At 51.0% G+C, this 25,671-nt stretch carries 24 protein-coding genes and 3 pseudogenes; 17 read left to right on the forward strand and 10 right to left on the reverse strand.

Annotated elements, in window-relative coordinates:
• Positions 1-338: 338 nt before the first annotated feature.
• On the reverse strand, positions 339-1,097 hold the full coding sequence (gene loiP / locus ACJHX4_RS18595) for a metalloprotease LoiP (protein WP_001296354.1): 759 nt from the start codon (positions 1,095-1,097) through the stop codon (positions 339-341).
• Between the two features lie 277 nt (positions 1,098-1,374).
• Here loiP and tkt point away from each other — a divergent pair, with 277 nt between their 5' ends.
• Complete coding sequence (tkt, locus tag ACJHX4_RS18600) at positions 1,375-3,366, forward strand: transketolase (protein ID WP_000098615.1); 1,992 nt, start codon at positions 1,375-1,377, stop codon at positions 3,364-3,366.
• Positions 3,367-3,572: 206 nt separating this feature from the next.
• On the opposite strand, the gene ACJHX4_RS18605 is transcribed toward tkt, so the two are convergent.
• The gene (locus ACJHX4_RS18605; RefSeq protein ID WP_000646924.1) at positions 3,573-4,481 is read right to left on the reverse strand and encodes a prohibitin family protein; all 909 of its coding nucleotides are present in this window, start codon (positions 4,479-4,481) and stop codon (positions 3,573-3,575) included.
• A 377-nt stretch (positions 4,482-4,858) separates the two neighbouring features.
• On the opposite strand from ACJHX4_RS18605, the gene cmtB reads away from it, so the two are divergent.
• From cmtB to ACJHX4_RS18635, 6 genes are read left to right on the forward strand one after another with little or no spacing between them, the layout of a single operon-like run.
• On the forward strand, positions 4,859-5,302 hold the full coding sequence (gene cmtB, locus ACJHX4_RS18610) for a PTS mannitol transporter subunit IIA (RefSeq protein WP_001236698.1): 444 nt from the start codon (positions 4,859-4,861) through the stop codon (positions 5,300-5,302).
• A gap of 27 nt (positions 5,303-5,329) precedes the next feature.
• A complete protein-coding gene (gene cmtA / locus ACJHX4_RS18615; RefSeq protein WP_000428787.1) occupies positions 5,330-6,718 on the forward strand; it encodes a PTS mannitol transporter subunit IICB in 1,389 nt (462 codons plus the stop codon).
• Between the two features lie 14 nt (positions 6,719-6,732).
• The gene (locus tag ACJHX4_RS18620; RefSeq protein ID WP_000853238.1) at positions 6,733-8,010 is read left to right on the forward strand and encodes a zinc-binding dehydrogenase; all 1,278 of its coding nucleotides are present in this window, start codon (positions 6,733-6,735) and stop codon (positions 8,008-8,010) included.
• Positions 8,007-8,972, forward strand: a complete 966-nt coding sequence (glpX, locus tag ACJHX4_RS18625) for a class II fructose-bisphosphatase (RefSeq protein ID WP_000987277.1) — start codon at positions 8,007-8,009, stop codon at positions 8,970-8,972. The genes ACJHX4_RS18620 and glpX overlap by 4 nt, the downstream gene beginning before the upstream one ends.
• A gap of 21 nt (positions 8,973-8,993) precedes the next feature.
• Positions 8,994-9,503, forward strand: coding sequence for a fumarase E (fumE, locus tag ACJHX4_RS18630; RefSeq protein WP_000224168.1), 510 nt, complete (start codon positions 8,994-8,996; stop codon positions 9,501-9,503).
• On the forward strand, positions 9,500-10,213 hold the full coding sequence (locus ACJHX4_RS18635; RefSeq protein WP_000687745.1) for a nucleoside/nucleotide kinase family protein: 714 nt from the start codon (positions 9,500-9,502) through the stop codon (positions 10,211-10,213). The genes fumE and ACJHX4_RS18635 overlap by 4 nt, the downstream gene beginning before the upstream one ends.
• Here ACJHX4_RS18635 and ACJHX4_RS18640 read toward each other — a convergent pair.
• From ACJHX4_RS18640 to ACJHX4_RS18660, 5 genes are read right to left on the reverse strand one after another with little or no spacing between them, the layout of a single operon-like run.
• Positions 10,185-10,862, reverse strand: coding sequence for an ABC transporter ATP-binding protein (locus tag ACJHX4_RS18640; protein WP_000956881.1), 678 nt, complete (start codon positions 10,860-10,862; stop codon positions 10,185-10,187). The two genes, ACJHX4_RS18635 and ACJHX4_RS18640, sit on opposite strands and share 29 nt — an antisense overlap.
• On the reverse strand, positions 10,856-11,533 hold the full coding sequence (locus tag ACJHX4_RS18645) for an ABC transporter ATP-binding protein (protein ID WP_000256973.1): 678 nt from the start codon (positions 11,531-11,533) through the stop codon (positions 10,856-10,858). The genes ACJHX4_RS18640 and ACJHX4_RS18645 overlap by 7 nt, the downstream gene beginning before the upstream one ends.
• Positions 11,521-12,228, reverse strand: a complete 708-nt coding sequence (locus tag ACJHX4_RS18650; protein WP_000553238.1) for an energy-coupling factor transporter transmembrane component T — start codon at positions 12,226-12,228, stop codon at positions 11,521-11,523. The genes ACJHX4_RS18645 and ACJHX4_RS18650 overlap by 13 nt, the downstream gene beginning before the upstream one ends.
• Positions 12,229-12,807 (reverse strand): ECF transporter S component, encoded by a 579-nt coding sequence (locus tag ACJHX4_RS18655; RefSeq protein ID WP_000113902.1) that lies wholly within the window; start codon positions 12,805-12,807, stop codon positions 12,229-12,231.
• A gap of 22 nt (positions 12,808-12,829) precedes the next feature.
• Positions 12,830-13,261, reverse strand: coding sequence for a PPC domain-containing DNA-binding protein (locus ACJHX4_RS18660; protein WP_000988707.1), 432 nt, complete (start codon positions 13,259-13,261; stop codon positions 12,830-12,832).
• A gap of 371 nt (positions 13,262-13,632) precedes the next feature.
• Here ACJHX4_RS18660 and epd point away from each other — a divergent pair, with 371 nt between their 5' ends.
• From epd to srsR, 7 genes and pseudogenes are all read left to right on the forward strand, one after another.
• The gene (epd, locus tag ACJHX4_RS18665; RefSeq protein ID WP_000218480.1) at positions 13,633-14,652 is read left to right on the forward strand and encodes an erythrose-4-phosphate dehydrogenase; all 1,020 of its coding nucleotides are present in this window, start codon (positions 13,633-13,635) and stop codon (positions 14,650-14,652) included.
• 49 nt (positions 14,653-14,701) lie between these two features.
• Positions 14,702-15,865 (forward strand): phosphoglycerate kinase, encoded by a 1,164-nt coding sequence (gene pgk, locus ACJHX4_RS18670; RefSeq protein ID WP_000111269.1) that lies wholly within the window; start codon positions 14,702-14,704, stop codon positions 15,863-15,865.
• A gap of 213 nt (positions 15,866-16,078) precedes the next feature.
• Positions 16,079-17,158: a class II fructose-bisphosphate aldolase gene (fbaA, locus tag ACJHX4_RS18675; RefSeq protein ID WP_000034372.1), complete on the forward strand. Its 1,080-nt coding sequence runs from the start codon at positions 16,079-16,081 to the stop codon at positions 17,156-17,158.
• Between the two features lie 190 nt (positions 17,159-17,348).
• Entirely contained in the window at positions 17,349-18,209 is an 861-nt protein-coding gene (mscS, locus tag ACJHX4_RS18680) for a small-conductance mechanosensitive channel MscS (protein ID WP_000389811.1), read from the forward strand.
• Positions 18,210-18,347: 138 nt separating this feature from the next.
• Positions 18,348-18,983 (forward strand): arginine exporter ArgO, encoded by a 636-nt coding sequence (gene argO, locus ACJHX4_RS18685; RefSeq protein ID WP_000493346.1) that lies wholly within the window; start codon positions 18,348-18,350, stop codon positions 18,981-18,983.
• Between the two features lie 92 nt (positions 18,984-19,075).
• Positions 19,076-19,816, forward strand: a complete 741-nt coding sequence (locus ACJHX4_RS18690; RefSeq protein ID WP_000669838.1) for an oxidative stress defense protein — start codon at positions 19,076-19,078, stop codon at positions 19,814-19,816.
• Between the two features lie 167 nt (positions 19,817-19,983).
• Positions 19,984-20,880: pseudogene (gene srsR, locus ACJHX4_RS18695) on the forward strand (LysR family transcriptional regulator SrsR).
• Here srsR and ACJHX4_RS18700 read toward each other — a convergent pair.
• The 3 genes and pseudogenes from ACJHX4_RS18700 to argP all read right to left on the reverse strand — a co-directional run.
• Positions 20,877-21,029: pseudogene (locus tag ACJHX4_RS18700) on the reverse strand (acetyl-CoA hydrolase); the annotation flags it as partial. The pseudogenes srsR and ACJHX4_RS18700 sit on opposite strands and share 4 nt — an antisense overlap.
• A pseudogene (locus ACJHX4_RS18705) lies at positions 21,006-21,932 on the reverse strand (methylmalonyl-CoA mutase family protein); the annotation flags it as partial. The pseudogenes ACJHX4_RS18705 and ACJHX4_RS18700, both read right to left, overlap by 24 nt.
• 202 nt (positions 21,933-22,134) lie before the next feature.
• Entirely contained in the window at positions 22,135-23,028 is an 894-nt protein-coding gene (argP, locus tag ACJHX4_RS18710) for a DNA-binding transcriptional regulator ArgP (protein ID WP_000828351.1), read from the reverse strand.
• 140 nt (positions 23,029-23,168) lie between these two features.
• Between argP and ACJHX4_RS18715 the strand changes: the two genes are divergently transcribed.
• The 3 genes from ACJHX4_RS18715 to serA all read left to right on the forward strand — a co-directional run bounded on the left by ACJHX4_RS18715 (position 23,169) and on the right by serA (position 25,602).
• On the forward strand, positions 23,169-23,399 hold the full coding sequence (locus ACJHX4_RS18715; protein WP_000545308.1) for a LysR substrate-binding domain-containing protein: 231 nt from the start codon (positions 23,169-23,171) through the stop codon (positions 23,397-23,399).
• A gap of 55 nt (positions 23,400-23,454) precedes the next feature.
• Positions 23,455-24,114: a ribose-5-phosphate isomerase RpiA gene (rpiA, locus tag ACJHX4_RS18720; protein ID WP_000189743.1), complete on the forward strand. Its 660-nt coding sequence runs from the start codon at positions 23,455-23,457 to the stop codon at positions 24,112-24,114.
• Positions 24,115-24,369: 255 nt separating this feature from the next.
• On the forward strand, positions 24,370-25,602 hold the full coding sequence (gene serA / locus ACJHX4_RS18725; RefSeq protein ID WP_001151604.1) for a phosphoglycerate dehydrogenase: 1,233 nt from the start codon (positions 24,370-24,372) through the stop codon (positions 25,600-25,602).
• Positions 25,603-25,671 lie beyond the last annotated feature (69 nt).

Genomic DNA, 25,671 nt, shown 5'->3' on the forward strand with positions numbered 1-25,671 from the left:
GATAAGATGCGTCAGCATCGCATCCGGCAACGCGCACAGGATAACAAATGTGCCATTAATGTCGGATGCGGCGTGAGCGCCTTATCCGACCTACGTTCGGCACCCGTAGGCCGGATAAGATGCGTCAGCATCGCATCCGGCAACGCGCACAGGATAACAAATGTGCCATTAATGTCGGATGCGGCGTGAGCGCCTTATCCGACCTACGTTCGGCACCCGTAGGCTGGATAAGATGCGCCAGCATCGCATCCGGCAACGCGCACAGGATAACAAATGTGCCATTCATGTCAGATGCGGCGTAAACGCCTTATCTGACCTACGTTTGGCACCACCATGCCTTACTTAACTCCATCCGCGCTCATACGATCGCGAATATGTTGGGCGCGTTCGGCGGATGCTGGGTGGTCGTCAAACATTGAACTTTGGCGACCTTCTTCCAGTTTAGCCAGTTTTTCAAAGCTGGTGGCAAGGCCAGCCGGACTGATGCCGCGTTGGCGCAGCAAATCGTAGGAGTAATCATCGGCCTCTGCTTCCTGGCGCTGGGAGAATTGCGAATTGACTAGCTTTTCGCCCAGGTCTCCTAGTTGTGATTGTGACAAACTGCCGACAATTCCGCCTGCAGAGGCCGCCGCAACGCGAATTGCGTTTGTACCAAGTGCTACCTGCATTCCTTTCTTCACATGGCCTAATGCCACGTGCCCCATTTCGTGACCGAGCACCGCTTCGACTTCGTTATCCGTCATCATATCCATCAGCCCGCTATAGACGCGGATACAGCCGTTAGCCATTGCAAAGGCGTTCACATCCTTCGCCATATACACTTTGTAATTCACCGGCTGACCATTGATGTTATCGCCTAACGCGCGAGAAATTGTCGTCAGACGTTTAGCGTATTCGCTATTGGCTGGCGCAATCGTCGCCTTGCTGTCCATATCCTGACATGCCTGATCGCTCAGGGTTTTCACCTGCGCATCACTCAAACTGTAAGCCTGAAAAGCTTCCGCTCCTGATGAGAGCAGTCCACTGGAGTCCATATTCTGGCAACCAGTCAGTACCGTTGCCACGCTCATTGCTACCAATAAGGCGCGAATTTTCATGTTTTCTCTTCCGCACAAGGTCAGGATTATTCTAAAAATGCGCCATCTGCAGGTGAATTGACGCTCAATCGAAGTATAAGGAAAAGTGCAGTGGACCGGCGAGTAGATTGCGCAACATGCGAGCATGATCCAGAGATTTCTGAAGCGGCAAAAGGATGTTCCATGTACATGACGCGCGGCTTGCGGTAAATTGTTGGCAAATTTTCCGGCGTAGCCCAAAACGCGCTGTCGTCAAGTCGTTAAGGGCGTGCCCTTCATCATCCGATCTGGAGTCAAAATGTCCTCACGTAAAGAGCTTGCCAATGCTATTCGTGCGCTGAGCATGGACGCAGTACAGAAAGCCAAATCCGGTCACCCGGGTGCCCCTATGGGTATGGCTGACATTGCCGAAGTCCTGTGGCGTGATTTCCTGAAACACAACCCGCAGAATCCGTCCTGGGCTGACCGTGACCGCTTCGTGCTGTCCAACGGCCACGGCTCCATGCTGATCTACAGCCTGCTGCACCTCACCGGTTACGATCTGCCGATGGAAGAACTGAAAAACTTCCGTCAGCTGCACTCTAAAACTCCGGGCCACCCGGAAGTGGGTTACACCGCAGGTGTAGAAACCACCACCGGTCCGCTGGGTCAGGGTATTGCCAACGCAGTCGGTATGGCGATTGCAGAAAAAACGCTGGCGGCGCAGTTTAACCGTCCGGGCCACGACATCGTCGACCACTACACCTACGCCTTCATGGGCGACGGCTGCATGATGGAAGGCATCTCCCACGAAGTTTGCTCTCTGGCGGGTACGCTGAAGCTGGGTAAACTGATTGCGTTCTACGATGACAACGGTATTTCTATCGATGGTCACGTTGAAGGCTGGTTTACCGACGACACCGCAATGCGTTTCGAAGCTTACGGCTGGCACGTTATTCGCGACATCGACGGTCATGACGCGGCATCCATCAAACGCGCAGTAGAAGAAGCGCGCGCAGTGACTGACAAACCGTCCCTGCTGATGTGCAAAACCATCATCGGTTTCGGTTCCCCGAACAAAGCCGGTACCCACGACTCCCACGGTGCGCCGCTGGGCGACGCTGAAATTGCCCTGACCCGCGAACAGCTGGGCTGGAAATACGCGCCGTTCGAAATCCCGTCTGAAATCTATGCTCAGTGGGATGCGAAAGAAGCAGGCCAGGCGAAAGAGTCCGCATGGAACGAGAAATTCGCTGCTTACGCGAAAGCTTATCCGCAGGAAGCCGCTGAATTTACCCGCCGTATGAAAGGCGAAATGCCGTCTGACTTCGACGCGAAAGCGAAAGAGTTCATTGCTAAACTGCAGGCTAACCCGGCGAAGATCGCCAGCCGTAAAGCGTCTCAGAATGCTATCGAAGCGTTCGGGCCGCTGTTGCCGGAATTCCTCGGCGGTTCTGCAGACCTGGCGCCGTCTAACCTGACCCTGTGGTCTGGTTCTAAAGCAATCAACGAAGATGCTGCGGGTAACTACATCCACTACGGTGTACGTGAATTCGGTATGACTGCGATTGCCAACGGTATCTCCCTGCACGGTGGTTTCCTGCCGTACACCTCCACCTTCCTGATGTTCGTGGAATACGCACGTAACGCCGTACGTATGGCTGCGCTGATGAAACAGCGTCAGGTGATGGTTTACACCCACGACTCCATCGGTCTGGGCGAAGATGGCCCGACTCACCAGCCGGTAGAGCAGGTCGCTTCTCTGCGCGTGACCCCGAACATGTCTACATGGCGTCCGTGTGACCAGGTTGAATCCGCGGTAGCGTGGAAATACGGCGTTGAACGTCAGGACGGCCCGACTGCGCTTATCCTCTCCCGTCAGAACCTGGCGCAGCAGGAACGTACTGAAGAGCAGCTGGCAAACATCGCGCGCGGTGGTTATGTGCTGAAAGACTGTGCTGGTCAGCCGGAACTGATCTTCATCGCGACCGGTTCTGAAGTTGAACTGGCTGTAGCGGCATACGAAAAATTGACTGCCGAAGGCGTGAAAGCGCGCGTGGTTTCCATGCCGTCTACCGACGCATTCGACAAGCAGGACGCGGCTTACCGTGAATCCGTACTGCCGAAAGCGGTTACCGCTCGTGTTGCGGTGGAAGCTGGCATTGCTGACTACTGGTACAAGTATGTTGGCCTGAACGGTGCTATCGTCGGCATGACCACCTTCGGTGAATCTGCTCCGGCAGAGCAGCTGTTTGAAGAGTTCGGCTTCACCGTTGACAACGTTGTTGCGAAAGCAAAAGCGCTGCTGTAATCGGTAAGATGCTTTGTGAGAAGGGCCGCAAATGCGGCCCTTCAGATTGTTGGCAAAGTGCGCGTTGTTTATGCCGGATGCGGCGTGAACGCCTTATCCGTCCTACAAGATTTTGCAAATTCAACATATTGCAGCCTGATAAGCGTAGCGCATCAGGCAGTTTTGTCTTTGCTATCAGTCTCAAGGGCCGCGAAAGCGGCCTTTTTTTACTTAGTAGAGATAAACGGAACTGTGCTGCCGGGGATCATGGTATCGGGCAGTTTACCGTCCCAACGCTCAGCAGTGGTGAGGGCAACAAGTCCGGGATTCTCCCGCAGAGCTTCACCGCGCAGGCGGATAGCTTCTGCTTCAGCCGCACTTTTTAAACGAATAGTTTCAGCCTCTGCCGCGCCTCTTACGCGAATGGTCTCAGCTTCTGCTTTGGCTGCCGCCAGTTTACTGTCTGCTTCTGCCTGGGCCTGAGTTACTGCTATTTGCGCTTGGATTTTCTCTGTTTCCAGATTTTGCTTACGTGTGGCAATGGCGACTTCTGCTTTCATTCGGTCTTCAATCGACTTTTCATAAGCGTCAGAAAAATCAATATTTTCAATCTGGACACCATCAATCACCACCGGGCCAACAACGGCTTTACGCATTGCATTTTGCAGATCCTGAACCAGTTTTGTACGATCCTGTACCGCGCTGATGGCGGTATATTGGCCGAAAACGTTCTCCAGTTGAGTTGGCAACTGACGGACAATCAGACGATCTTTTAATGCTTCAATGGTGTTGTAGGTGGTATAAACCGCGCCTGCTTCTGAAGGTTTAATGTGGAAGCTGACTGATACCGTCATTTGTGCCGGTTGCTGGTCGCGGCTGTAGGCCTGTAATCCCTGATAGACCACAGCCTGATTACGCGTGGAAATTTTCTCTACACTTTCCATAAAAGGGATCTTAAAACCCAGCCCCGGCTCGGCAACTTTTACGATTTTTCCGTAGCGCAGCAAAATGCCGCGTTCACCTTCATTAACGGTGTAATACGAGAGAAATGGCAGCACAACCACGGCAAGCACGCCAATGGCGATAGCAATAGATTTTTGTGGGCGAAATGAGGTTATTGAAACAGGTGCTTTCATATGAATCTTCCTTGAGTAAAGTATGGGAATATGTCACATGGGGGGAGGAGAAAACAGCTGGCAGGTGAGAATTCAGAATCTATAAAGGGGTATAGCGAAAAAACATTGCATTAGAAAAGTATGCTTTCGGACATTCAATAAATAAATAGAGATATGCATCACAAATACAATAACAAACAAAATATTTATTTTGTGATAAACATAACAAATACAAAATTGACTTTAAAAATATCAATTTCATGTTGTTGTTATTTAAAGTTTTATTATTTTTACTCATGAGGTTTTTCTTCTCGCGTGCCCAATTGCTTTCATTAAACTGCACGAGTATTTTATTTTTACCGCCGGACGGTACCCTAAAAATAAAATAAGGATAATTTATGCGGCTTATTGATTATTTTCCAGAATCATCAATCTCAGTTATACATTCAGCAAAAGACTGGCAGGAAGCTATCGATTTCTCGATGGCATCATTGCTGGATAAAAACTATATCAGCGAGAATTACATTCAATCTATTAAAGACTCCACCATCAGCAATGGTCCTTATTATATTCTCGCACCAGGCGTGGCAATGCCTCATGCGCGACCGGAATGTGGGGCGCTTAAAACCGGGATGTCTTTGACGTTACTTAAACAAGGCGTTTATTTCCCGGGGAAGGACGAACCGATTAAATTACTCATCGGGCTTTCTGCTGCCGATGCCAATTCGCACATTGGCGCTATTCAGGCGTTAAGTGAATTACTGTGCGAAGAAGAAATACTCGAACAACTCTTAACAGCATCATCAGAAAAACAATTAGCGGACATTATCAGCCGCGGATAATTACTCTCTCCTCTACAGGATAATATTATGGAAAACAAGTCTGCTCGTGCAAAGGTCCAGGCTTTTGGGGGCTTTTTGACTGCAATGGTCATCCCCAATATCGGTGCTTTTATTGCCTGGGGATTTATAACGGCATTATTTATTCCCACCGGCTGGCTGCCGAATGAACATTTCGCCAAAATTGTTGGTCCGATGATTACCTATTTATTGCCCGTGATGATTGGTTCTACCGGTGGTCATCTGGTCGGCGGTAAACGCGGCGCGGTCATGGGCGGAATTGGTACGATTGGTGTGATCGTCGGCGCTGAAATCCCGATGTTCCTTGGCTCGATGATTATGGGGCCGCTCGGTGGTCTGGTGATTAAATATATCGACAAGTCGCTGGAAAAACGCATACCTGCTGGTTTTGAGATGGTTATCAATAACTTCTCATTAGGTATCGCGGGGATGCTCCTTTGTCTGCTGGGTTTTGAAGTTATCGGTCCGGCGGTGTTAATTGCTAATACTTTCGTCAAAGAGTGTATTGAGGCGCTGGTACATGCGGGTTATCTGCCTTTGCTGTCAGTCATCAATGAACCGGCGAAAGTGCTTTTCCTTAATAATGCGATTGATCAGGGCGTCTATTATCCGCTGGGAATGCAACAGGCTTCGGTTAACGGTAAATCCATCTTCTTCATGGTGGCCTCCAACCCAGGTCCTGGTCTGGGGCTGCTGCTGGCGTTTACCTTGTTTGGTAAAGGGATGAGTAAACGTTCTGCGCCCGGGGCGATGATTATTCACTTCCTCGGTGGGATCCACGAACTGTATTTCCCGTATGTGCTGATGAAGCCGCTGACCATTATTGCCATGATTGCGGGCGGTATGTCTGGCACCTGGATGTTTAACTTACTGGACGGTGGTCTGGTGGCTGGCCCAAGTCCGGGGTCTATCTTTGCTTACCTGGCACTGACGCCGAAAGGCTCGTTCCTGGCGACAATTGCCGGTGTTACGGTAGGTACCCTGGTGTCCTTTGCTATCACTTCGCTGATACTGAAGATGGAAAAAACGGTGGAAACGAAGAGCGAAGATGAGTTTACCGAGTCAGCCAATGCGGTTAAGGCGATGAAACAAGAAGGTGCATTCTCGTTAAGCCGTGTTAAGCGTATTGCCTTTGTTTGCGATGCAGGGATGGGCTCCAGTGCGATGGGCGCAACCACCTTCCGTAAACGCCTGGAAAAAGCGGGGCTGGCAATAGAAGTAAAACATTACGCCATAGAAAACGTGCCTGCGGATGCGGATATCGTCGTTACTCACGCCAGTCTGGAAGGGCGCGTGAAACGTGTGACGGATAAACCACTGATATTGATTAATAACTATATTGGCGATCCAAAACTCGACACTTTATTTAATCAATTAACCGCTGAACATAAACACTGATTACAGAGGTAAAAATGAAAACCAAAGTTGCTGCTATTTATGGCAAGCGGGATGTCCGTCTGCGCGAATTTGAACTGCCAGAAATTACTGATAATGAACTGTTAGTGAGTGTAATTTCTGACAGCGTTTGTTTATCCACCTGGAAAGCGGCGTTGCTTGGTAGTGAACATAAACGCGTCCCCGACGATTTAGAAAATCATCCGGTTATTACCGGGCATGAATGTGCTGGGGTTGTTGTCGAAGTGGGTAAAAATCTCACTGGCAAATATAAAAAAGGGCAGCGTTTTGTATTGCAACCGGCGATGGGGCTACCAAGCGGATATTCAGCCGGATACAGCTACGAATATTTTGGTGGCAATGCCACCTATATGATTATTCCCGAAATCGCGATTAATTTAGGCTGTGTATTACCGTATCACGGCTCTTATTTTGCTGCGGCGTCGCTGGCAGAGCCTATGTGCTGCATTATTGGTGCTTATCATGCCAATTATCACACCACGCAATATGTTTATGAGCATCGTATGGGCGTCAAACCTGGCGGCAATATTGCCCTGCTGGCGTGTGCTGGCCCGATGGGCATTGGCGCTATCGATTACGCCATTAACGGCGGCATACAACCGGCGCGGGTGGTGGTAGTCGATATCGACGACAAACGGCTGGCGCAGGTGCAGAAGTTGCTGCCGGTGGAGCTGGCGGCCAGTAAAGGCATTGAGCTGGTGTATATGAATACCAAAGGGATGAGCGATCCGGTCCAGACGCTGCGGGCGCTGACGGATGATGCCGGATTTGATGACGTATTTGTCTATGCAGCGGTGCCTTCAGTCGTCGAGATGGCTGATGAATTACTGGCTGAAGATGGCTGCCTGAACTTCTTTGCCGGTCCGACGGATAAAAACTTCAAAGTGCCGTTTAATTTCTACAACGTCCATTACAACAGTACGCACATTGTCGGCACGTCTGGCGGTTCCACGGACGACATGAAAGAGGCGATTGCCCTTAGCGCCACGGGGCAGTTACAGCCGTCGTTTATGGTGACCCATATTGGTGGCCTGGATGCGGTGCCAGAAACCGTGCTCAATCTGCCGGATATCCCTGGCGGTAAAAAACTCATTTATAACGGCGTGACCATGCCGCTGACCGCCATTGCCGATTTTGCCGAAAAAGGCAAAACCGATCCGCTGTTTAAAGAGCTGGCGCGGCTGGTTGAGAAAACGCACGGTATCTGGAATGAACAGGCCGAGAAATATCTGCTGGCACAATTTGGCGTTGATATTGGGGAGGCCGCGCAATGATGTCCCTGGCGTGGCCATTATTTCGCGTTACGGAACAGGCAGCGTTGGCTGCCTGGCCGCAAACCGGCTGTGGCGACAAAAATAAAATTGATGGCCTTGCGGTCACCGCGATGCGCCAGGCATTAAACGACGTTGCTTTTCGTGGGCGAGTGGTTATCGGCGAGGGGGAAATTGACCATGCGCCGATGCTGTGGATTGGCGAAGAGGTGGGCAAAGGCGATGGGCCAGAAGTCGATATCGCGGTCGATCCCATTGAAGGCACGCGGATGGTGGCGATGGGGCAGAGCAATGCGCTGGCGGTCATGGCTTTCGCCCCTCGAGATAGCCTGTTACATGCGCCCGATATGTATATGAAAAAGCTGGTTGTTAATCGACTGGCTGCCGGGGCGATAGATCTGTCTTTGCCTCTGGCGGACAACTTGCGTAACGTGGCGCGGGCGTTAGGTAAACCGCTGGACAAGCTGCGCATGGTTACGCTGGATAAACCGCGCCTGAGTGCCGCAATTGAGGAAGCAACACAGCTCGGCGTGAAGGTTTTTGCCCTGCCGGATGGCGATGTCGCCGCCAGCGTGCTGACTTGCTGGCAGGATAATCCTTACGATGTGATGTACACCATCGGTGGCGCACCGGAAGGTGTTATTTCTGCCTGTGCCGTTAAAGCATTAGGCGGGGATATGCAGGCCGAGCTGATTGACTTTTGTCAGGCTAAAGGGGATTACACGGAAAATCGGCAGATTGCAGAGCAGGAGCGCAAGCGTTGCAAGGCAATGGGCGTTGACGTTAACCGTGTATACTCGCTCGATGAACTGGTGAGGGGGAACGATATCCTCTTTAGCGCTACGGGCGTGACGGGCGGCGAGTTGGTGAACGGTATCCAACAGACGGCGAATGGGGTGCGGACGCAGACATTACTGATCGGCGGCGCGGACCAAACGTGTAATATAATAGACTCCCTGCATTGATGGTGATCTATCGGAAGACCAATGGCGACGCTGACAGAAGATGATGTGCTTGAGCAACTGAATGCACAGGACAATTTATTTTCATTTATGAAAACTGCGCATTCTATTTTGCTCCAGGGGATACGCCAGTTTCTGCCGTCGCTGTTTGTCGATAACGATGAAGAGATCGTCGAATATGCAGTGAAGCCGTTACTCGCCCAAAGCGGCCCGCTTGACGATATTGATGTTGCGCTGCGTTTGATTTATGCGCTGGGGAAAATGGATAAATGGCTGTACGCCGATATCACGCATTTTTCCCAGTTTTGGCATTACCTGAACGAACAGGATGAAACGCCCAGATTTGCTGATGACATAACCTGGGATTTTATCAGCAACGTCAATAGCATAACCCGCAATGCGACGCTCTATGACGCGTTGAAAGCGATGAAGTTCGCCGATTTCGCCGTCTGGTCAGAGGCGCGTTTTAGCGGGATGGTCAAAACGGCGCTGACGCTGGCAGTAACGACCACCTTAAAGGAATTAACGCCGTGAAAATCGAACTGACGGTGAATGGACTAAAGGTACAGGCGCAGTACTCTGATGATGAAATTGAAAATGTACATAAACCATTGCTGCGTATGCTGGCGGCCTTACAGACAGTAAATCCGCAGCGGCGTACGGTGGTTTTTCTTTGCGCTCCGCCGGGGACGGGTAAATCTACCCTAACCACCTTCTGGGAATATCTCGCGCAACAAGACCCGGAACTGCCCGCTATTCAGACGCTGCCGATGGATGGTTTTCACCATTACAATAGCTGGCTGGATGTGCATCAATTGCGACCCTTCAAAGGCGCACCAGAGACATTCAACGTTGCGAAACTGGCGGAAAATCTGTGCCGGGTTGTGGAAGGGGATTGTACGTGGCCGCAGTACGATCGACAAAAGCATGATCCTGTTGAAGATGTGTTGCACGTTACCGCACCACTCGTCATCGTCGAAGGAAACTGGTTGTTGTTGGACGACGAGAAGTGGTGCCAGCTTGCGCAATTTTGTGATTTCTCGATCTTTATCAAAGCTCCCGCATCTGCGTTGCGGGAGCGTCTGGTGGGGCGCAAGCTGGCGGGAGGGTTATCGCTGGCAGACGCAGAAGCCTTTTATGACCGTACCGACGGGCCGAATGTTCGCCGGGTGCTGGAAGAGAGTCTGCCTGCAAATTTGACCTTAATGATGACCGCTACGGGTGAATATCGTCTGATGGATTAACGTTCCTGATTACACCATCTTCCAGTCGCACCACACGAGAGAAATGACGCCGGGTAAATGCGGCGTCATGACTGATTGCTACGACGCTCGTGCCTCGCTGGCGGCACTTTTCCAGCCAGCTTTCAAACACGCTCAACCAATTTTCGTCAAAATCCCGACTCGGCTCGTCCAGTAGCAATAGTGGCGGAGAGAGTGCTTCCAGGCAGGCGACGGCGACCATCCGTCGCTGCGCACTATGCAGATCTAACGGATGCGCGCTGGCAGTGTCTGCTAACTGACAGCATTGCAGGGCAGCATTGGTACGTTGAGTGATTTCATCCGCCGGGCATTTTTGCAGTATCAAACCAAATGCGATTTCGTCAGCAACGGTGCTGTGAAAAAGCTGATTTTCCGCTTCCTGAAACAGTACGCCAATCTTTGCCGCGCGCTGGCGGTTTTTCAGGTTTTTCATCGCTTGTTGTTGCAGCATAACCGTACCGGCTGTGGGCGTAAGAAGACCTGCCATTACTCGTAACAGCGTCGATTTTCCCGCGCCATTGTCGCCGGTCAGCGCCAGCCATTCACCTTGTTTGAGTTGCAGAGAAATGTCGCAAAGACAATCCGTAGCCGCGCCAGGCCAGCGATAAGATATCTGATTTAACGTTAACATAGTGGCTGGAGCGCTCCGTTTTGCAATTGCCACGCTTGCTGGCAGTGGTTCAGGAAAGGTGTGTGATGACGTTCAAAAAGAATAATCAGCGAACCACGTTCAAGCGCCCAGTGTTGTAAGCGCTGCAACAGCATTTCGCGGGCCTGCGGCGTCAGGCGGCTAAAGGCTTCATCAAGAATTAAGAGCTTTGGCTGCATCGCGATGGCGCAGGCGATGACCACACGCTGTGTCTCTCCACCGGAGAGTGTTGCCGGGTGACGATGGCGCAACGGCTGGCACTCGGTCAGGGCCAGGGCGGCGTCAATCCGCGCCATAATCTCTTTTTCAGCAAGACACAGATTTTCTGGCCCAAAGGCAACTTCTTCTTCCACGCTAAAGGTACAGCCGGAGAGCTGCAAATAGGGCGATTGCTGGACGAGCTGGATGGTGGCGGATTGTTCATTAAGCGGGAGACGCCCAATGGGCGTACCGAGAAGCGTCCCCGTGCCGGTTATCTCTCCTGGTAGAAAGTCCGGATACCAGCCCGCCATCAGCTGTGCCAGCGTACTTTTGCCACTGCCGTTGTCACCAAAGATGGCGACCATCCCCGGTTTGACATAGTGAAAGTCATAACAGAACGGAGGATGCGTTGAGTGTGTCGGGCAATAGCGAAACTGTTCTAACGTAACCATATCCACGCTCCGAATTCAGCCAGCATTAGCAATATCATGGCGTAACGTGCTACGCATTGTAGGGTGCTATCGGCTGGTGCCCATAACGTAGTGCGCCTATTGTTGATTCGAAATGCCCGCATATCCAGCGCCGCACCACGGACAGCAAGATCGTTTAGCGCATTGTGTGTTAGCGGAATAATTAACGCGGGCATCGCACGTAAACGCTGATACCAGCCCTCATCCAGCGGCACGCCGCGGGCGCACTGCGCTTCATGAATAATCGCCAATTGCCGTTTTAACTGCTCAACGACCAATAACGGCCCGGCAAACAGATAAGCGACGCCCGGCGGCAGGCGAGAAGCAAACAAAGCGCGGATAAAACGTTGCACGGGGACGTACTGCATCCACAACTGTGAGGTTGAAACAATCGCCAGAATCCGCAACCAGAGCGTAATAGCATGCGCCCACCGTTCTGGAGAGTGTGGCGTGCCGCTTAGCCATTCTGTCAGCCAGCCACCGTGCACCAGCCACAGTCCAGCCCCCAGCGAGAACATCAGCCAGACGACATATTTTGCCCGCCGCCGCGTGGCCTTTAGCGCAATAAGGCAGAAAAAGGTCGCCGCGCTATAGACTGGCAATATTGTCTGTGTAGGCAGGATAAGCGTGGTGCAGGCCGCCAGCGCCCACAGCGTTAAGGATGTAAAAGGATGCATTTAGCGCACGGCAGCCATTGCCGGAAAATGGCGCGTGGTGCGAATCGGCAGCTGACGCAGTAAAAGCCAGACTATCACCGCTGTAAGAATTTTATCGACCAGGTTCGCGCCTATCACCGTAATCGCCACCGACTCCACCAGGTTTTGCCCCATCGAGTGCATCCAGGCAACGAACAAATCGGCTCCGCTTCCTGTCACGCCGCCGAACAGCGCAGTACGCAGCGGTACAGCGACGACCGTTACCGCAAGCGTAATAATCACGCCGCTAACAACGACTTTTGGCAGGGTGCGAAACCAACCCGCTCGCGCCAGCCAACCGGCGACCAGGCCGATGACCATCGCGACGGGCGCAAATGCGGCGGCGATCGGGTCGGTCAGCAATCCCCAGAGTAAATTGGTCAGTAAACCGGTCAGCATCCCGATTATCGGACCAAGCAGTACCGCGCTAATAAGTGTGCCGATGGAGTCGAGAAAAATAGGTAATTTAACCATGCTGGCCAGTTGCCCGCCGATCATATTGATGGCGATAGAGATAACGATCAACACCAGTGCCTGACTGGAAAAGTGGCGACGCGCCATAAGAAAACCTCTCTGAAAATAGTTATTTAACGGGGGAAATATGCAACTCGTCGTAACCAGAAAGCGCGCAAAGCTGGCGGCTAAACGCCAGTTCCTCAAGGCAGCCGATCACCAGTTCAAGCGTGGTCCGCACGGTACAGCCGGGCATCATATGACCGCCAAGCATCGTGCCGTGTGGATCGGAAACGCAGAGATGAAGATGTTCACCACTCTGTTCCAGCGTGCCGTTCAATGCGATGACTTCGAACTTACCGCTTAGCAGGGCAGTGTTTTCTTGCCCGGCATAGCGTAAGGCGACGTCAGTCAGACTGCCGGTACAACCTGCAATCCACGCGGCGTGAAGTTGTTGTTGCTGCGCGAAGGCGCGTAATTGGGAGAGAACTTCCTGCCCGGGGAGCAGGCGCAGCGCGTAAAAGCGTGCGGAGGAAGAATATGGGTAGGGCAATGTCATCATTGGAGTACTCCGAAACTCGGACGTATTGCGGATAATATCGACGCTGCATCAGTCATATTCTGATATAAGTCAGGGTTTGTGACCGCACAACGAAAAGATATTGCTACGCTTATTCGTGATTCTGCAAAGTGGAATAAATTCCACAGGGGCGGGGATGAAAACGTGACATAAGTCAGATAATTGTCTTCTTTGACTGGACAAACATTCCTTTTATTCCACGTTTCGCTTATCCTAGCTGAAGCGTTTCAGTCGATTAAATGTTCGACAATTAACCAATCAGTCGCAGTTTGCGACAGGTAAGGTTTCCCCGAACGATTTGCTGGATTACTCTGTCTGGCAAATTTGCTCAGGGAAAACCTTGCAGGAGATCTATGACCGTACGCGTAGCGATAAATGGCTTCGGTCGCATCGGGCGTAATGTGGTTCGTGCTTTGTATGAATCCGGACGCCGTGCGGAAATTACCGTGGTGGCAATCAACGAACTGGCGGATGCTGCGGGCATGGCGCATTTGTTGAAATATGACACCAGCCATGGCCGTTTTGCATGGGAAGTACGACAGGAACGCGATCAACTTTTTGTTGGTGATGACGCCATCCGTGTATTGCATGAACGTTCACTGCAATCGCTCCCCTGGCGTGAACTTGGCGTTGATGTAGTCCTCGACTGCACCGGCGTATATGGCTCCCGCGAGCATGGTGAAGCACACATTGCCGCCGGGGCTAAAAAAGTGCTCTTTTCACATCCTGGCAGTAACGATCTCGACGCGACCGTTGTTTATGGCGTCAATCAGGATCAACTTCGTGCGGAACACCGCATCGTTTCTAATGCTTCCTGTACCACGAATTGCATAATTCCCGTCATCAAATTGTTAGATGATGCGTACGGTATTGAGTCTGGCACTGTGACCACAATTCACTCCGCCATGCATGATCAACAGGTTATTGATGCATACCATCCTGACCTGCGTCGCACTCGGGCAGCCAGTCAGTCGATCATTCCGGTCGATACTAAACTGGCCGCCGGTATCACACGATTTTTTCCGCAATTTAACGATCGCTTTGAGGCGATTGCGGTACGTGTGCCAACCATAAATGTGACGGCAATCGATTTAAGCGTGACGGTGAAGAAACCTGTAAAAGCCAATGAAGTCAACCTGTTGCTGCAAAAAGCAGCACAAGGTGCATTTCATGGTATAGTTGACTATACGGAATTGCCGTTGGTCTCTGTAGATTTTAACCACGATCCGCACAGTGCCATTGTCGATGGCACTCAAACCCGGGTCAGTGGCGCACACCTGATCAAAACGTTGGTCTGGTGCGATAACGAATGGGGCTTTGCTAACCGAATGCTCGACACGACGTTAGCTATGGCTACTGTTGCTTTCAGGTAAGACGCAAGCAGCGTCTACAAAACTTTTAGAATCAACGAGAGGATTCACCATGTCTGTAATTAAGATGACCGATCTGGATCTTGCTGGGAAACGTGTATTTATCCGTGCGGATCTGAACGTACCAGTAAAAGACGGGAAAGTAACCAGCGACGCGCGTATCCGTGCTTCTCTGCCGACCATCGAACTGGCCCTGAAACAAGGCGCAAAAGTGATGGTAACTTCCCACCTGGGTCGTCCTACCGAAGGCGAGTACAACGAAGAATTCTCTCTGCTGCCGGTTGTTAACTACCTGAAAGACAAACTGTCTAACCCGGTTCGTCTGGTTAAAGATTACCTCGACGGCGTTGACGTTGCTGAAGGTGAACTGGTTGTTCTGGAAAACGTTCGCTTCAACAAAGGCGAGAAGAAAGACGACGAAACTCTGTCCAAAAAATACGCTGCACTGTGTGACGTGTTCGTAATGGACGCATTCGGTACTGCTCACCGCGCGCAGGCTTCTACTCACGGTATCGGTAAATTCGCTGACGTTGCGTGCGCAGGCCCGCTGCTGGCAGCTGAACTGGACGCGCTGGGTAAAGCACTGAAAGAACCTGCTCGCCCGATGGTGGCTATCGTTGGTGGTTCTAAAGTATCTACCAAACTGACCGTTCTGGACTCCCTGTCTAAAATCGCTGACCAGCTGATCGTTGGTGGTGGTATTGCTAACACCTTTATTGCGGCACAAGGCCACGATGTGGGTAAATCCCTGTACGAAGCTGACCTGGTTGACGAAGCTAAACGTCTGCTGACCACCTGCAACATCCCGGTTCCGTCTGATGTTCGCGTAGCAACCGAGTTCTCTGAAACTGCACCGGCTACCCTGAAATCTGTTAACGATGTGAAAGCTGACGAGCAGATCCTGGATATCGGTGATGCTTCCGCTCAGGAACTGGCTGAAATCCTGAAGAATGCGAAAACCATTCTGTGGAACGGTCCGGTTGGCGTGTTCGAATTCCCGAACTTCCGCAAAGGTACTGAAATCGTGGCTAACGCTATCGCAGACAGCGAAGCGTTCTCCATCGCTGGCGGCGGCGACACTCTGGCAGCAATCGACCTGTTCGGCATTGCTGACAAAATCTCCTACATCTCCACTGGCGGCGGCGCATTCCTCGAATTCGTGGAAGGTAAAGTACTGCCTGCAGTAGCGATGCTCGAAGAGCGCGCTAAGAAGTAAAAAATCACAGGGCAGGGAAACCTGCCCTTGTTTCAGCGCGCTTTTAGAGCACGCACTTTTTCATACTCTAAATAATTCGAGGTGCAGGAAGGCGACAAGAGAGTGAATCCCAGGAGCTTACATAAGTAAGTGATTGGGGTGAGCGAACGCAGACGCAGCACATGCAACTTGAAGTATGACGAGTATAAGGCCCGACGATACAGGACAAGAGACATGTCTAAGATTTTTGATTTCGTAAAACCTGGCGTAATCACTGGTGATGACGTACAGAAAGTTTTCCAGGTAGCAAAAGAAAACAACTTCGCACTGCCAGCAGTAAACTGCGTCGGTACTGACTCCATCAACGCCGTGCTGGAAACCGCTGCTAAAGTTAAAGCGCCGGTTATCGTTCAGTTCTCCAACGGTGGTGCTTCCTTTATCGCTGGTAAAGGCGTGAAATCTGACGTTCCGCAGGGTGCTGCTATCCTGGGCGCGATCTCTGGTGCGCATCACGTTCACCAGATGGCTGAACATTATGGTGTTCCGGTTATCCTGCACACCGACCACTGCGCGAAGAAACTGCTGCCGTGGATCGACGGTCTGCTGGACGCGGGTGAAAAACACTTCGCAGCTACCGGCAAGCCGCTGTTCTCTTCTCACATGATCGACCTGTCTGAAGAATCTCTGCAAGAGAACATCGAAATCTGCTCTAAATACCTGGAGCGCATGTCCAAAATCGGCATGACTCTGGAAATCGAACTGGGTTGCACCGGTGGTGAAGAAGACGGCGTGGACAACAGCCACATGGACGCTTCTGCACTGTACACCCAGCCGGAAGACGTTGATTATGCGTATACCGAGCTGAGCAAAATCAGCCCGCGTTTCACCATCGCAGCGTCCTTCGGTAACGTACACGGTGTTTACAAGCCGGGTAACGTTGTTCTGACTCCGACCATCCTGCGCGACTCTCAGGAATATGTTTCTAAGAAACACAACCTGCCGCACAACAGCCTGAACTTCGTATTCCACGGTGGTTCCGGTTCTACTGCTCAGGAAATCAAAGACTCCGTAAGCTACGGCGTAGTGAAAATGAACATCGATACCGATACCCAATGGGCAACCTGGGAAGGCGTTCTGAACTACTACAAAGCGAACGAAGCTTACCTGCAGGGTCAGCTGGGTAACCCGAAAGGCGAAGATCAGCCGAACAAGAAATACTACGATCCGCGCGTATGGCTGCGTGCCGGTCAGACTTCGATGATCGCTCGTCTGGAAAAAGCATTCCAGGAACTGAACGCGATCGACGTTCTGTAAGTCATTCTTTTCTGCTTATCTCAAGGCCCGCTCTGCGGGTCTTTTTTTCGCCAAAAGCAAGGTGATGCAGATGAGAAATCTGTGATCTATTTGGCAAAATTATGCTTTATTGTTTACCCTTGTCAGACTGCCCGCCATAAGGCGGCGGAGTGTATTTCTCCATTTTGAGTCAGTTGAAAAGGAATATTGAATGGAAGATTTGAATGTTGTCGATAGCATAAACGGCGCGGGAAGCTGGCTGGTGGCTAACCAGGCGCTGCTGCTAAGTTATGCAGTAAACATCGTGGCGGCACTCGCGATCATCATCGTTGGTTTGATTATCGCGCGGATGATTTCCAACGCGGTGAATCGCCTGATGATCTCCCGTAAAATCGATGCCACTGTTGCTGATTTTCTTTCTGCATTAGTCCGTTACGGAATTATCGCCTTTACGCTAATCGCTGCACTGGGGCGCGTGGGCGTACAAACAGCGTCAGTCATTGCTGTACTCGGTGCCGCAGGCTTAGCTGTTGGTCTGGCTTTGCAGGGGTCACTGTCTAACCTGGCCGCTGGCGTGTTACTTGTCATGTTCCGCCCGTTCCGTGCCGGTGAATATGTTGACCTCGGCGGCGTAGCCGGCACTGTGCTGAGTGTGCAGATTTTCTCCACCACCATGCGTACTGCAGACGGTAAAATTATCGTTATTCCGAATGGTAAAATTATTGCCGGGAATATTATTAACTTCTCCCGCGAGCCAGCTCGCCGTAACGAATTTATTATTGGCGTGGCGTATGATTCCGATATCGATCAGGTTAAGCAGATCCTGACCGATATTATCCAGTCTGAAGATCGCATTTTGAAAGATCGCGAAATGACTGTGCGTCTGAACGAACTTGGTGCATCGTCGATTAATTTCGTGGTCCGAGTCTGGAGCAACAGCGGCGATCTGCAAAACGTGTACTGGGATGTGCTGGAGCGTATTAAACGTGAATTTGATGCCGCCGGTATCAGCTTCCCGTATCCGCAAATGGATGTGAACTTTAAGCGGGTGAAAGAAGACAAAGCTGCGTAATCAACGCTGAGGCCAGATAATACTCTCTGGCCTCTCTCTTATTAGTTTTTCTGATTGCCAATTAATATTATCAATTTCCGCTAATAACAATCCCGCGATATAGTCTCTGCATCAGATACTTAATTCGGAATATCTAACGTGTTTTCTTATTACTTTCAAGGTCTTGCACTTGGGGCGGCTATGATCCTACCGCTCGGTCCACAAAATGCTTTTGTGATGAATCAGGGCATTCGTCGTCAGTACCACATTATGATTGCCTTACTTTGTGCTATCAGCGATTTGGTCCTGATTTGTGCGGGGATTTTTGGTGGCAGCGCGTTATTGATGCAGTCGCCGTGGTTGCTGGCGCTGGTCACCTGGGGCGGCGTAGCCTTCTTGCTGTGGTATGGTTTTGGCGCTTTTAAAACAGCAATGAGCAGTAACATTGAGTTAGCCAGTGCCGAAGTCCTGAAACAAGGCAGATGGAAAATTATCGCCACCATGTTGGCAGTGACCTGGCTGAATCCGCATGTTTACCTGGATACTTTTGTTGTGCTGGGCAGCCTTGGCGGGCAACTTGATGTGGAACCAAAACGTTGGTTTGCGCTCGGGACAATTAGCGCCTCTTTCCTGTGGTTCTTTGGTCTGGCTATTCTCGCAGCCTGGCTGGCACCGCGCCTGCGCACGGCAAAATCACAGCGCATTATCAATCTGGTAGTGGGATGTGTTATGTGGTTTATTGCCTTGCAGCTGGCGAGAGACGGTATTGCTCATGCACAAGCCTTGTTCAGTTAGGCGCTATCTGATGGAAAAATAAAACAGAGGCGCTAAGCTTGCCTCCAGAGGTCCTGAATTTTGGGCAAGTCAATTAACACGGAGAGACTAACGTGAAGTTCAAAGTTATCGCCCTGGCGGCATTAATGGGTATTAGCGGGATGGCAGCGCAGGCTAACGAATTGCCGGATGGACCGCATATTGTCACCTCCGGTACGGCAAGCGTGGATGCGGTGCCAGACATTGCCACTCTTGCGATTGAAGTTAACGTGGCCGCGAAGGATGCCGCTACTGCCAAGAAACAGGCAGATGAGCGCGTCGCACAATACATTTCCTTCCTTGAGCTCAATCAGATCGCGAAAAAAGATATCAGCTCAGCGAACTTACGCACTCAGCCAGATTATGATTATCAGGATGGTAAAAGTATCCTGAAAGGCTACCGCGCAGTGAGAACGGTGGAAGTCACGCTCCGTCAGTTAGACAAACTGAATTCCTTGCTGGACGGCGCGCTAAAGGCGGGTCTTAACGAAATTCGTTCTGTGTCGCTGGGCGTGGCGCAGCCGGATGCCTATAAAGACAAAGCGCGTAAGGCAGCGATTGATAACGCGATTCATCAGGCACAGGAACTGGCGAATGGCTTTAATCGTAAACTGGGGCCGGTATATAGCGTGCGCTACCATGTTTCCAACTATCAGCCCAGCCCAATGGTGCGGATGATGAAAGCTGATGCTGCACCGGTGTCCGCACAGGAAACTTACGAGCAGGCCGCTATTCAGTTTGATGATCAGGTCGATGTAGTCTTCCAGTTAGAACCTGTGGATCAACAACCTGCTAAAACACCTGCAGCACAATAATACTTGTAGCCCGACGTATTCGTCGGGCTAATGCCTTTACCCGATATTGCCTCCTTTTTCTGTAATTTTCTGTAAAACCATGACGTAATCACCTATCTTTGCTCGCGGTTTCATCAAGGATAGGCTGACTGAAACGGTTAAGCGGACAAGGATGCGGGAGAGGGGGGATGGACATTTTTATTTCGAAAAAGATGCGCAATTTCATTTTATTAGCGCAAACCAATAATATTGCCCGGGCGGCAGAAAAAATCCATATGACGGCTTCGCCATTTGGCAAAAGCATTGCCGCGCTGGAAGAACAAATTGGCTATACGCTATTTACCCGCAAAGATAATAATATCAGCCTCAATAAAGCCGGACAGGAACTGTATCAAAAACTGTTCCCGGTTTATCAACGACTTTCTGCGATTGATAATGAAATCCATAACTCAGGACGTCGTTAACGAGAAATTGTGATAGGCATAGATAATACTTATCCGACAATTATTTTTGATCAGTTGATTAGTCTCGGAGATAAGTACGAAGGCGTGACCATCCAGCCAGTTGAGTTCAGCGAAAATGGCGTTATCGATAATCTTTTTGACCGTCAGTTAGATTTTATTATCTCCCCACAGCATGTATCTGCACGAGTTCAGGAACTGGAAAACCTGACTATCAGTGAACTACCACCGCTGCGATTGGGCTTTCTCGTTTCTCGCCGTTATGAAGGGCGACAGGAGCAAGAGCTGCTTCAGGAGCTGCCCTAGCTACAAATGCGCTTTCAAAACCGGGCTAACTTCGAAGCAATGATTGATGCGAATATGCGTCCTTGTGGGATCAATCCAACCATTATTTATCGTCCCTATAGTTTTATGGCTAAAATCAGCGCCGTGGAGCGGGGACATTTTCTGACGGTGATCCCGCATTTTGCCTGGCGACTGGTGAATCCGGCAACGCTGAAATATTTTGATGCGCCGCACAGGCCGATGTATATGCAGGAATATCTTTATTCAATCAGAAATCATCGTTATACCGCCACGATGCTTCAGCATATTGCTGAAGATCGTGACGGGACAAACCATTAACCCAGCATCGATCCGGTTGCAATTAAATTACGGTGTAAGTCGAAGACGTGGCTAAGATCGTGGTGAATATGTCCGCCGGACGCATTTTCCAGATATCGATGCAGATAATCCCGATACATGGGATGTGCACAATGATCAATGGTGGTGCGGATAACGTTGTTATACGGATCCTGTGCGCCAAATCCACTGACCGCTTCGCTCCATAAATAACGTGCCGCACGCAACATGGCGACGTTCATAAACAGATCCATGCCAATGCCGAAGAAAAACGACAGGCGAGGGGCGAAGTCATCAATTTTCAGCCCGGCGGAGATTGCTGCTTTGATGTACTCAATCCTATCGGCGAGCGTAAATGCTACCTGCTGCACGCAGTTGGCACCCGCTTCACCCATGTGGTAACCGCTGATACTGATGGTATTAAATCGCGGCATGTTGCCGGAACACCAGGCGATGATGTCTGCGATAATACGCATTGACGGTTTTGGTGGGTAAATATAGGTGTTGCGGCAAAGATACTCTTTGAGGATATCGTTTTGAATGGTGCCGGTCAGTTTATCGGATGTAACACCTTGCTCTTCTGCGGCGACGATATAAAACGCCAGTACTGGTAGCACTGCGCCATTCATGGTCATCGAAACCGACATTTTATCCAGCGGGATCTGGTCGAACAGGACTTTTATATCTTCCACGGTGTCGATAGCGACGCCCGCTTTGCCGACGTCGCCCGCCACGCGTGGGTTATCGGAGTCGTAGCCTCGGTGGGTGGCCAGGTTACGGCGATAAAAAGCGTTGGACTCTTTTGCTGTCGAGAAACCAGCATACTGACGGATGGTCCACGGTTGGGCGGTATACATAGTGGCACGCGGGCCACGAACGTAGGGGGGCAAACCAGGAAGGGTACCCGTCACCTCCAGATTATCGAGATCGGCTTCGGTATACAGCGGCTTGATGGCGATCCCTTCCGCGGTTTGCTGAACCAGCGAGTCGACAGTTTTCTCCCGACGGCTCAATTCCTTGTTGGCAAGCTGTTGCCACTCCTGCACGTTAGACATTATTTGCTCCGTAAAACGCAATCAAAATGAGGGTATTTGCGCTTACGGTGAGCTTTTTACGTGGGTTTGTCGCCAGCAAAAAAATGCATTCAGACGTCGTTTTTTGCCGCCTGAGATTTGTCTATTTTGCGATGTGATTCAAGGAATACAAAAAGAAGTGAGGATAACGCCTGATATGTGCTATCAGGCGTTATTTGATGGATTAATCCTGACGAAGAACTTTGTGACCATAATCGAGCAACGCATCAGTGACTTTACGCATCATGCGGCTTTCAGGAGCAAAGCGGTGCCAGTAGAGCATCCGGCGTTGAAATAGCCCTGGCGTTAAGTCAATCAGTTCGCCGCTGGCCAGCTCTTTCTCGATTTGCAGGTGCGGGATCATACAGCAGGTGGTGCCCTGACGAGCAAGTTGCACGAACGCTTCCGAAGAATTAACGATATGGCAGGGTACGCTGCCAGGAGGCAGATCGAAATTTTGCTGCAAAAAGGCCTGGTGCATATCGTCAAGATGGTCAAACGCGACCACTGGCGCTTTCAGTAATGCCGAACGCGTTACGCCGTTAGGGAAATATTTTTCGGCAAATGGTTTTGAGCTGACGAACAGATAGTCGAGCGCACCGAGTTTATCGACAAGACAACTCGGCAGCGCCTGATGTTGAATACTCACTGCGCCGACCACTTCGCCGCGACGCAGACGTTCCTGAGTGCGGGTTTCATCTTCTACCTGCAAGTTGAGGCGGATGGGCGAATCAGCCAACACAGGAGCCAGTGCCGGAAGCAACCACGTCGCCAGACTGTCGGCGTTGACCGCCAGTGAAAGCAGCAGCGGAGTCGAACCGGTTTGTTCATCGCCCAGCCACTCTTCTTCCAGCAGCTCCACCTGGCGTAGTAGCGCCAACAGTTTTTGCCCTTGTTCCGTCGGGCGCGGCGGTACGGTACGCACTAACAACGGCTGCCCGAACATATTTTCCAGTTGCTTAATGCGCTGTGAGACGGCTGATTGTGTAATGCACAGCTTTTGTGCCGCGCGCTCAAATCCTCGTTCACGTATCACCGCATCCAGTGCCTGTAATGTTCTGTAGTCCGGGCGTTTCATTGCTGTTGTCTGCTCCTGGTAAATGCTTTTTCCTGCACTATGACACAATTTTGTGTCGGGTTGCATATACCGAAGCCGTTGGCGGGTAACATTTGTATCAGTGGTTAACGCGCAGCTTAAAAGATCAGAGATTTGCGCTAATGCATTTCGCTCAGCGAGTTCGCGCCCTGGTTGTGTTGAATGGCGTGGCGTTATTGCCTCAGTTTGCCTGTAAACAGGGGCTTGCGAACGGGGAACTGGTGCGCCTGTTCGCACCGTGGAGCGGCATACCCAGACCGTTGTATGCTTTATTTGCGGGGCGAAAAGGGATGCCCGCCATTGCGCGATATTTTATGGATGAGTTAACCACGCGGCTTGCCAACGGGGTCTGAATCGCTTTTTTTGTATATAATGCGTGTGAAATTTCATACCACAGGCGAAACGATCATGACGCAGGATGAATTGAAAAAAGCAGTAGGATGGGCGGCACTTCAGTATGTTCAGCCCGGCACCATTGTTGGTGTAGGTACAGGTTCCACCGCCGCACACTTTATTGACGCACTCGGTACAATGAAAGGCCAGATTGAAGGGGCCGTTTCCAGTTCAGATGCTTCCACTGAAAAACTGAAAAGCCTCGGCATTCACGTTTTTGATCTCAACGAAGTCGACAGCCTTGGCATCTACGTTGATGGCGCAGATGAAATCAACGGCCACATGCAAATGATCAAAGGCGGCGGCGCGGCGCTGACCCGTGAAAAAATCATTGCTTCGGTTGCGGAAAAATTTATCTGTATTGCAGACGCTTCCAAGCAGGTTGATATTCTGGGCAAATTCCCGCTGCCAGTAGAAGTTATCCCGATGGCACGTAGTGCAGTGGCGCGCCAGCTGGTGAAACTGGGCGGTCGTCCGGAATACCGTCAGGGCGTAGTGACCGATAACGGCAACGTGATCCTCGACGTCCACGGCATGGAAATCCTTGACCCGATAGCGATGGAAAACGCCATAAATGCGATTCCTGGCGTGGTGACTGTTGGTTTGTTTGCTAACCGTGGCGCGGACGTTGCGCTGATTGGCACACCTGACGGTGTCAAAACTATTGTGAAATGATCTGACGGGGGAACCTCCCCCGTTAAAAAAATTCTCTTCATTAAATTTGGTGACATGTGTCACGTTTTTACCAGGCAATTGTCGATTGCTCTAAATAAATCCTCTAAACCAGCATATTCATCCAAGAAATACTTTTGCGTGATATTTCCTCAACATCGCGACGCAAACGTTCATATTGCCGCAATATTATTTTTTGATATGTTGAAAGGCGGATGCAAATCCGCACACAACATTTCAAAAGACAGGATTGGGTAAATGGCAAAGGTATCGCTGGAGAAAGACAAGATTAAGTTTCTGCTGGTAGAAGGCGTGCACCAAAAGGCGCTGGAAAGCCTTCGTGCAGCTGGTTACACCAACATCGAATTTCACAAAGGCGCGCTGGATGATGAACAATTAAAAGAATCCATCCGCGATGCCCACTTCATCGGCCTGCGATCCCGTACCCATCTGACTGAAGACGTGATCAACGCCGCAGAAAAACTGGTCGCTATTGGCTGTTTCTGTATCGGAACAAACCAGGTTGATCTGGATGCGGCGGCAAAGCGCGGGATCCCGGTATTTAACGCACCGTTCTCAAATACGCGCTCTGTTGCGGAGCTGGTGATTGGCGAACTGCTGCTGCTATTGCGCGGCGTGCCGGAAGCCAATGCTAAAGCGCATCGTGGCGTGTGGAACAAACTGGCGGCGGGTTCTTTTGAAGCGCGCGGCAAAAAGCTGGGTATCATCGGCTACGGTCATATTGGTACGCAATTGGGCATTCTGGCTGAATCGCTGGGAATGTATGTTTACTTTTATGATATTGAAAACAAACTGCCGCTGGGCAACGCCACTCAGGTACAGCATCTTTCTGACCTGCTGAATATGAGCGATGTGGTGAGTCTGCATGTACCAGAGAATCCGTCAACCAAAAATATGATGGGCGCGAAAGAGATTTCGCTAATGAAACCCGGCTCGCTGCTGATTAATGCTTCGCGCGGTACTGTGGTGGATATTCCAGCGCTGTGTGACGCGCTGGCGAGCAAACATCTGGCGGGGGCGGCAATCGACGTATTCCCGACGGAACCGGCGACCAATAGCGATCCATTTACCTCTCCGCTGTGTGAATTCGACAATGTCCTTCTGACGCCACACATTGGCGGTTCGACTCAGGAAGCGCAGGAGAATATTGGCCTGGAAGTTGCGGGTAAATTGATCAAGTATTCTGACAATGGTTCAACGCTCTCTGCGGTGAACTTCCCGGAAGTCTCGCTGCCACTGCACGGTGGTCGTCGTCTGATGCACATCCACGAAAACCGTCCGGGTGTGCTGACTGCGCTCAACAAAATTTTTGCCGAGCAGGGCGTCAACATCGCCGCGCAATATCTGCAAACTTCCGCCCAGATGGGTTATGTAGTTATTGATATTGAAGCCGACGAAGACGTTGCCGAAAAAGCGCTGCAGGCAATGAAAGCTATTCCGGGTACCATTCGCGCCCGTCTGCTATACTAAATCCCTTTCTCTGAAAATCAACGGGCAGGTCACTGACTTGCCCGTTATTTTATCCCTTCTCCACACCGT

It is taken from the genome of Escherichia sp. WS2035, assembly GCF_046487065.1.
GTDB classification, from domain to species: Bacteria; Pseudomonadota; Gammaproteobacteria; order Enterobacterales; family Enterobacteriaceae; genus Escherichia; species Escherichia coli.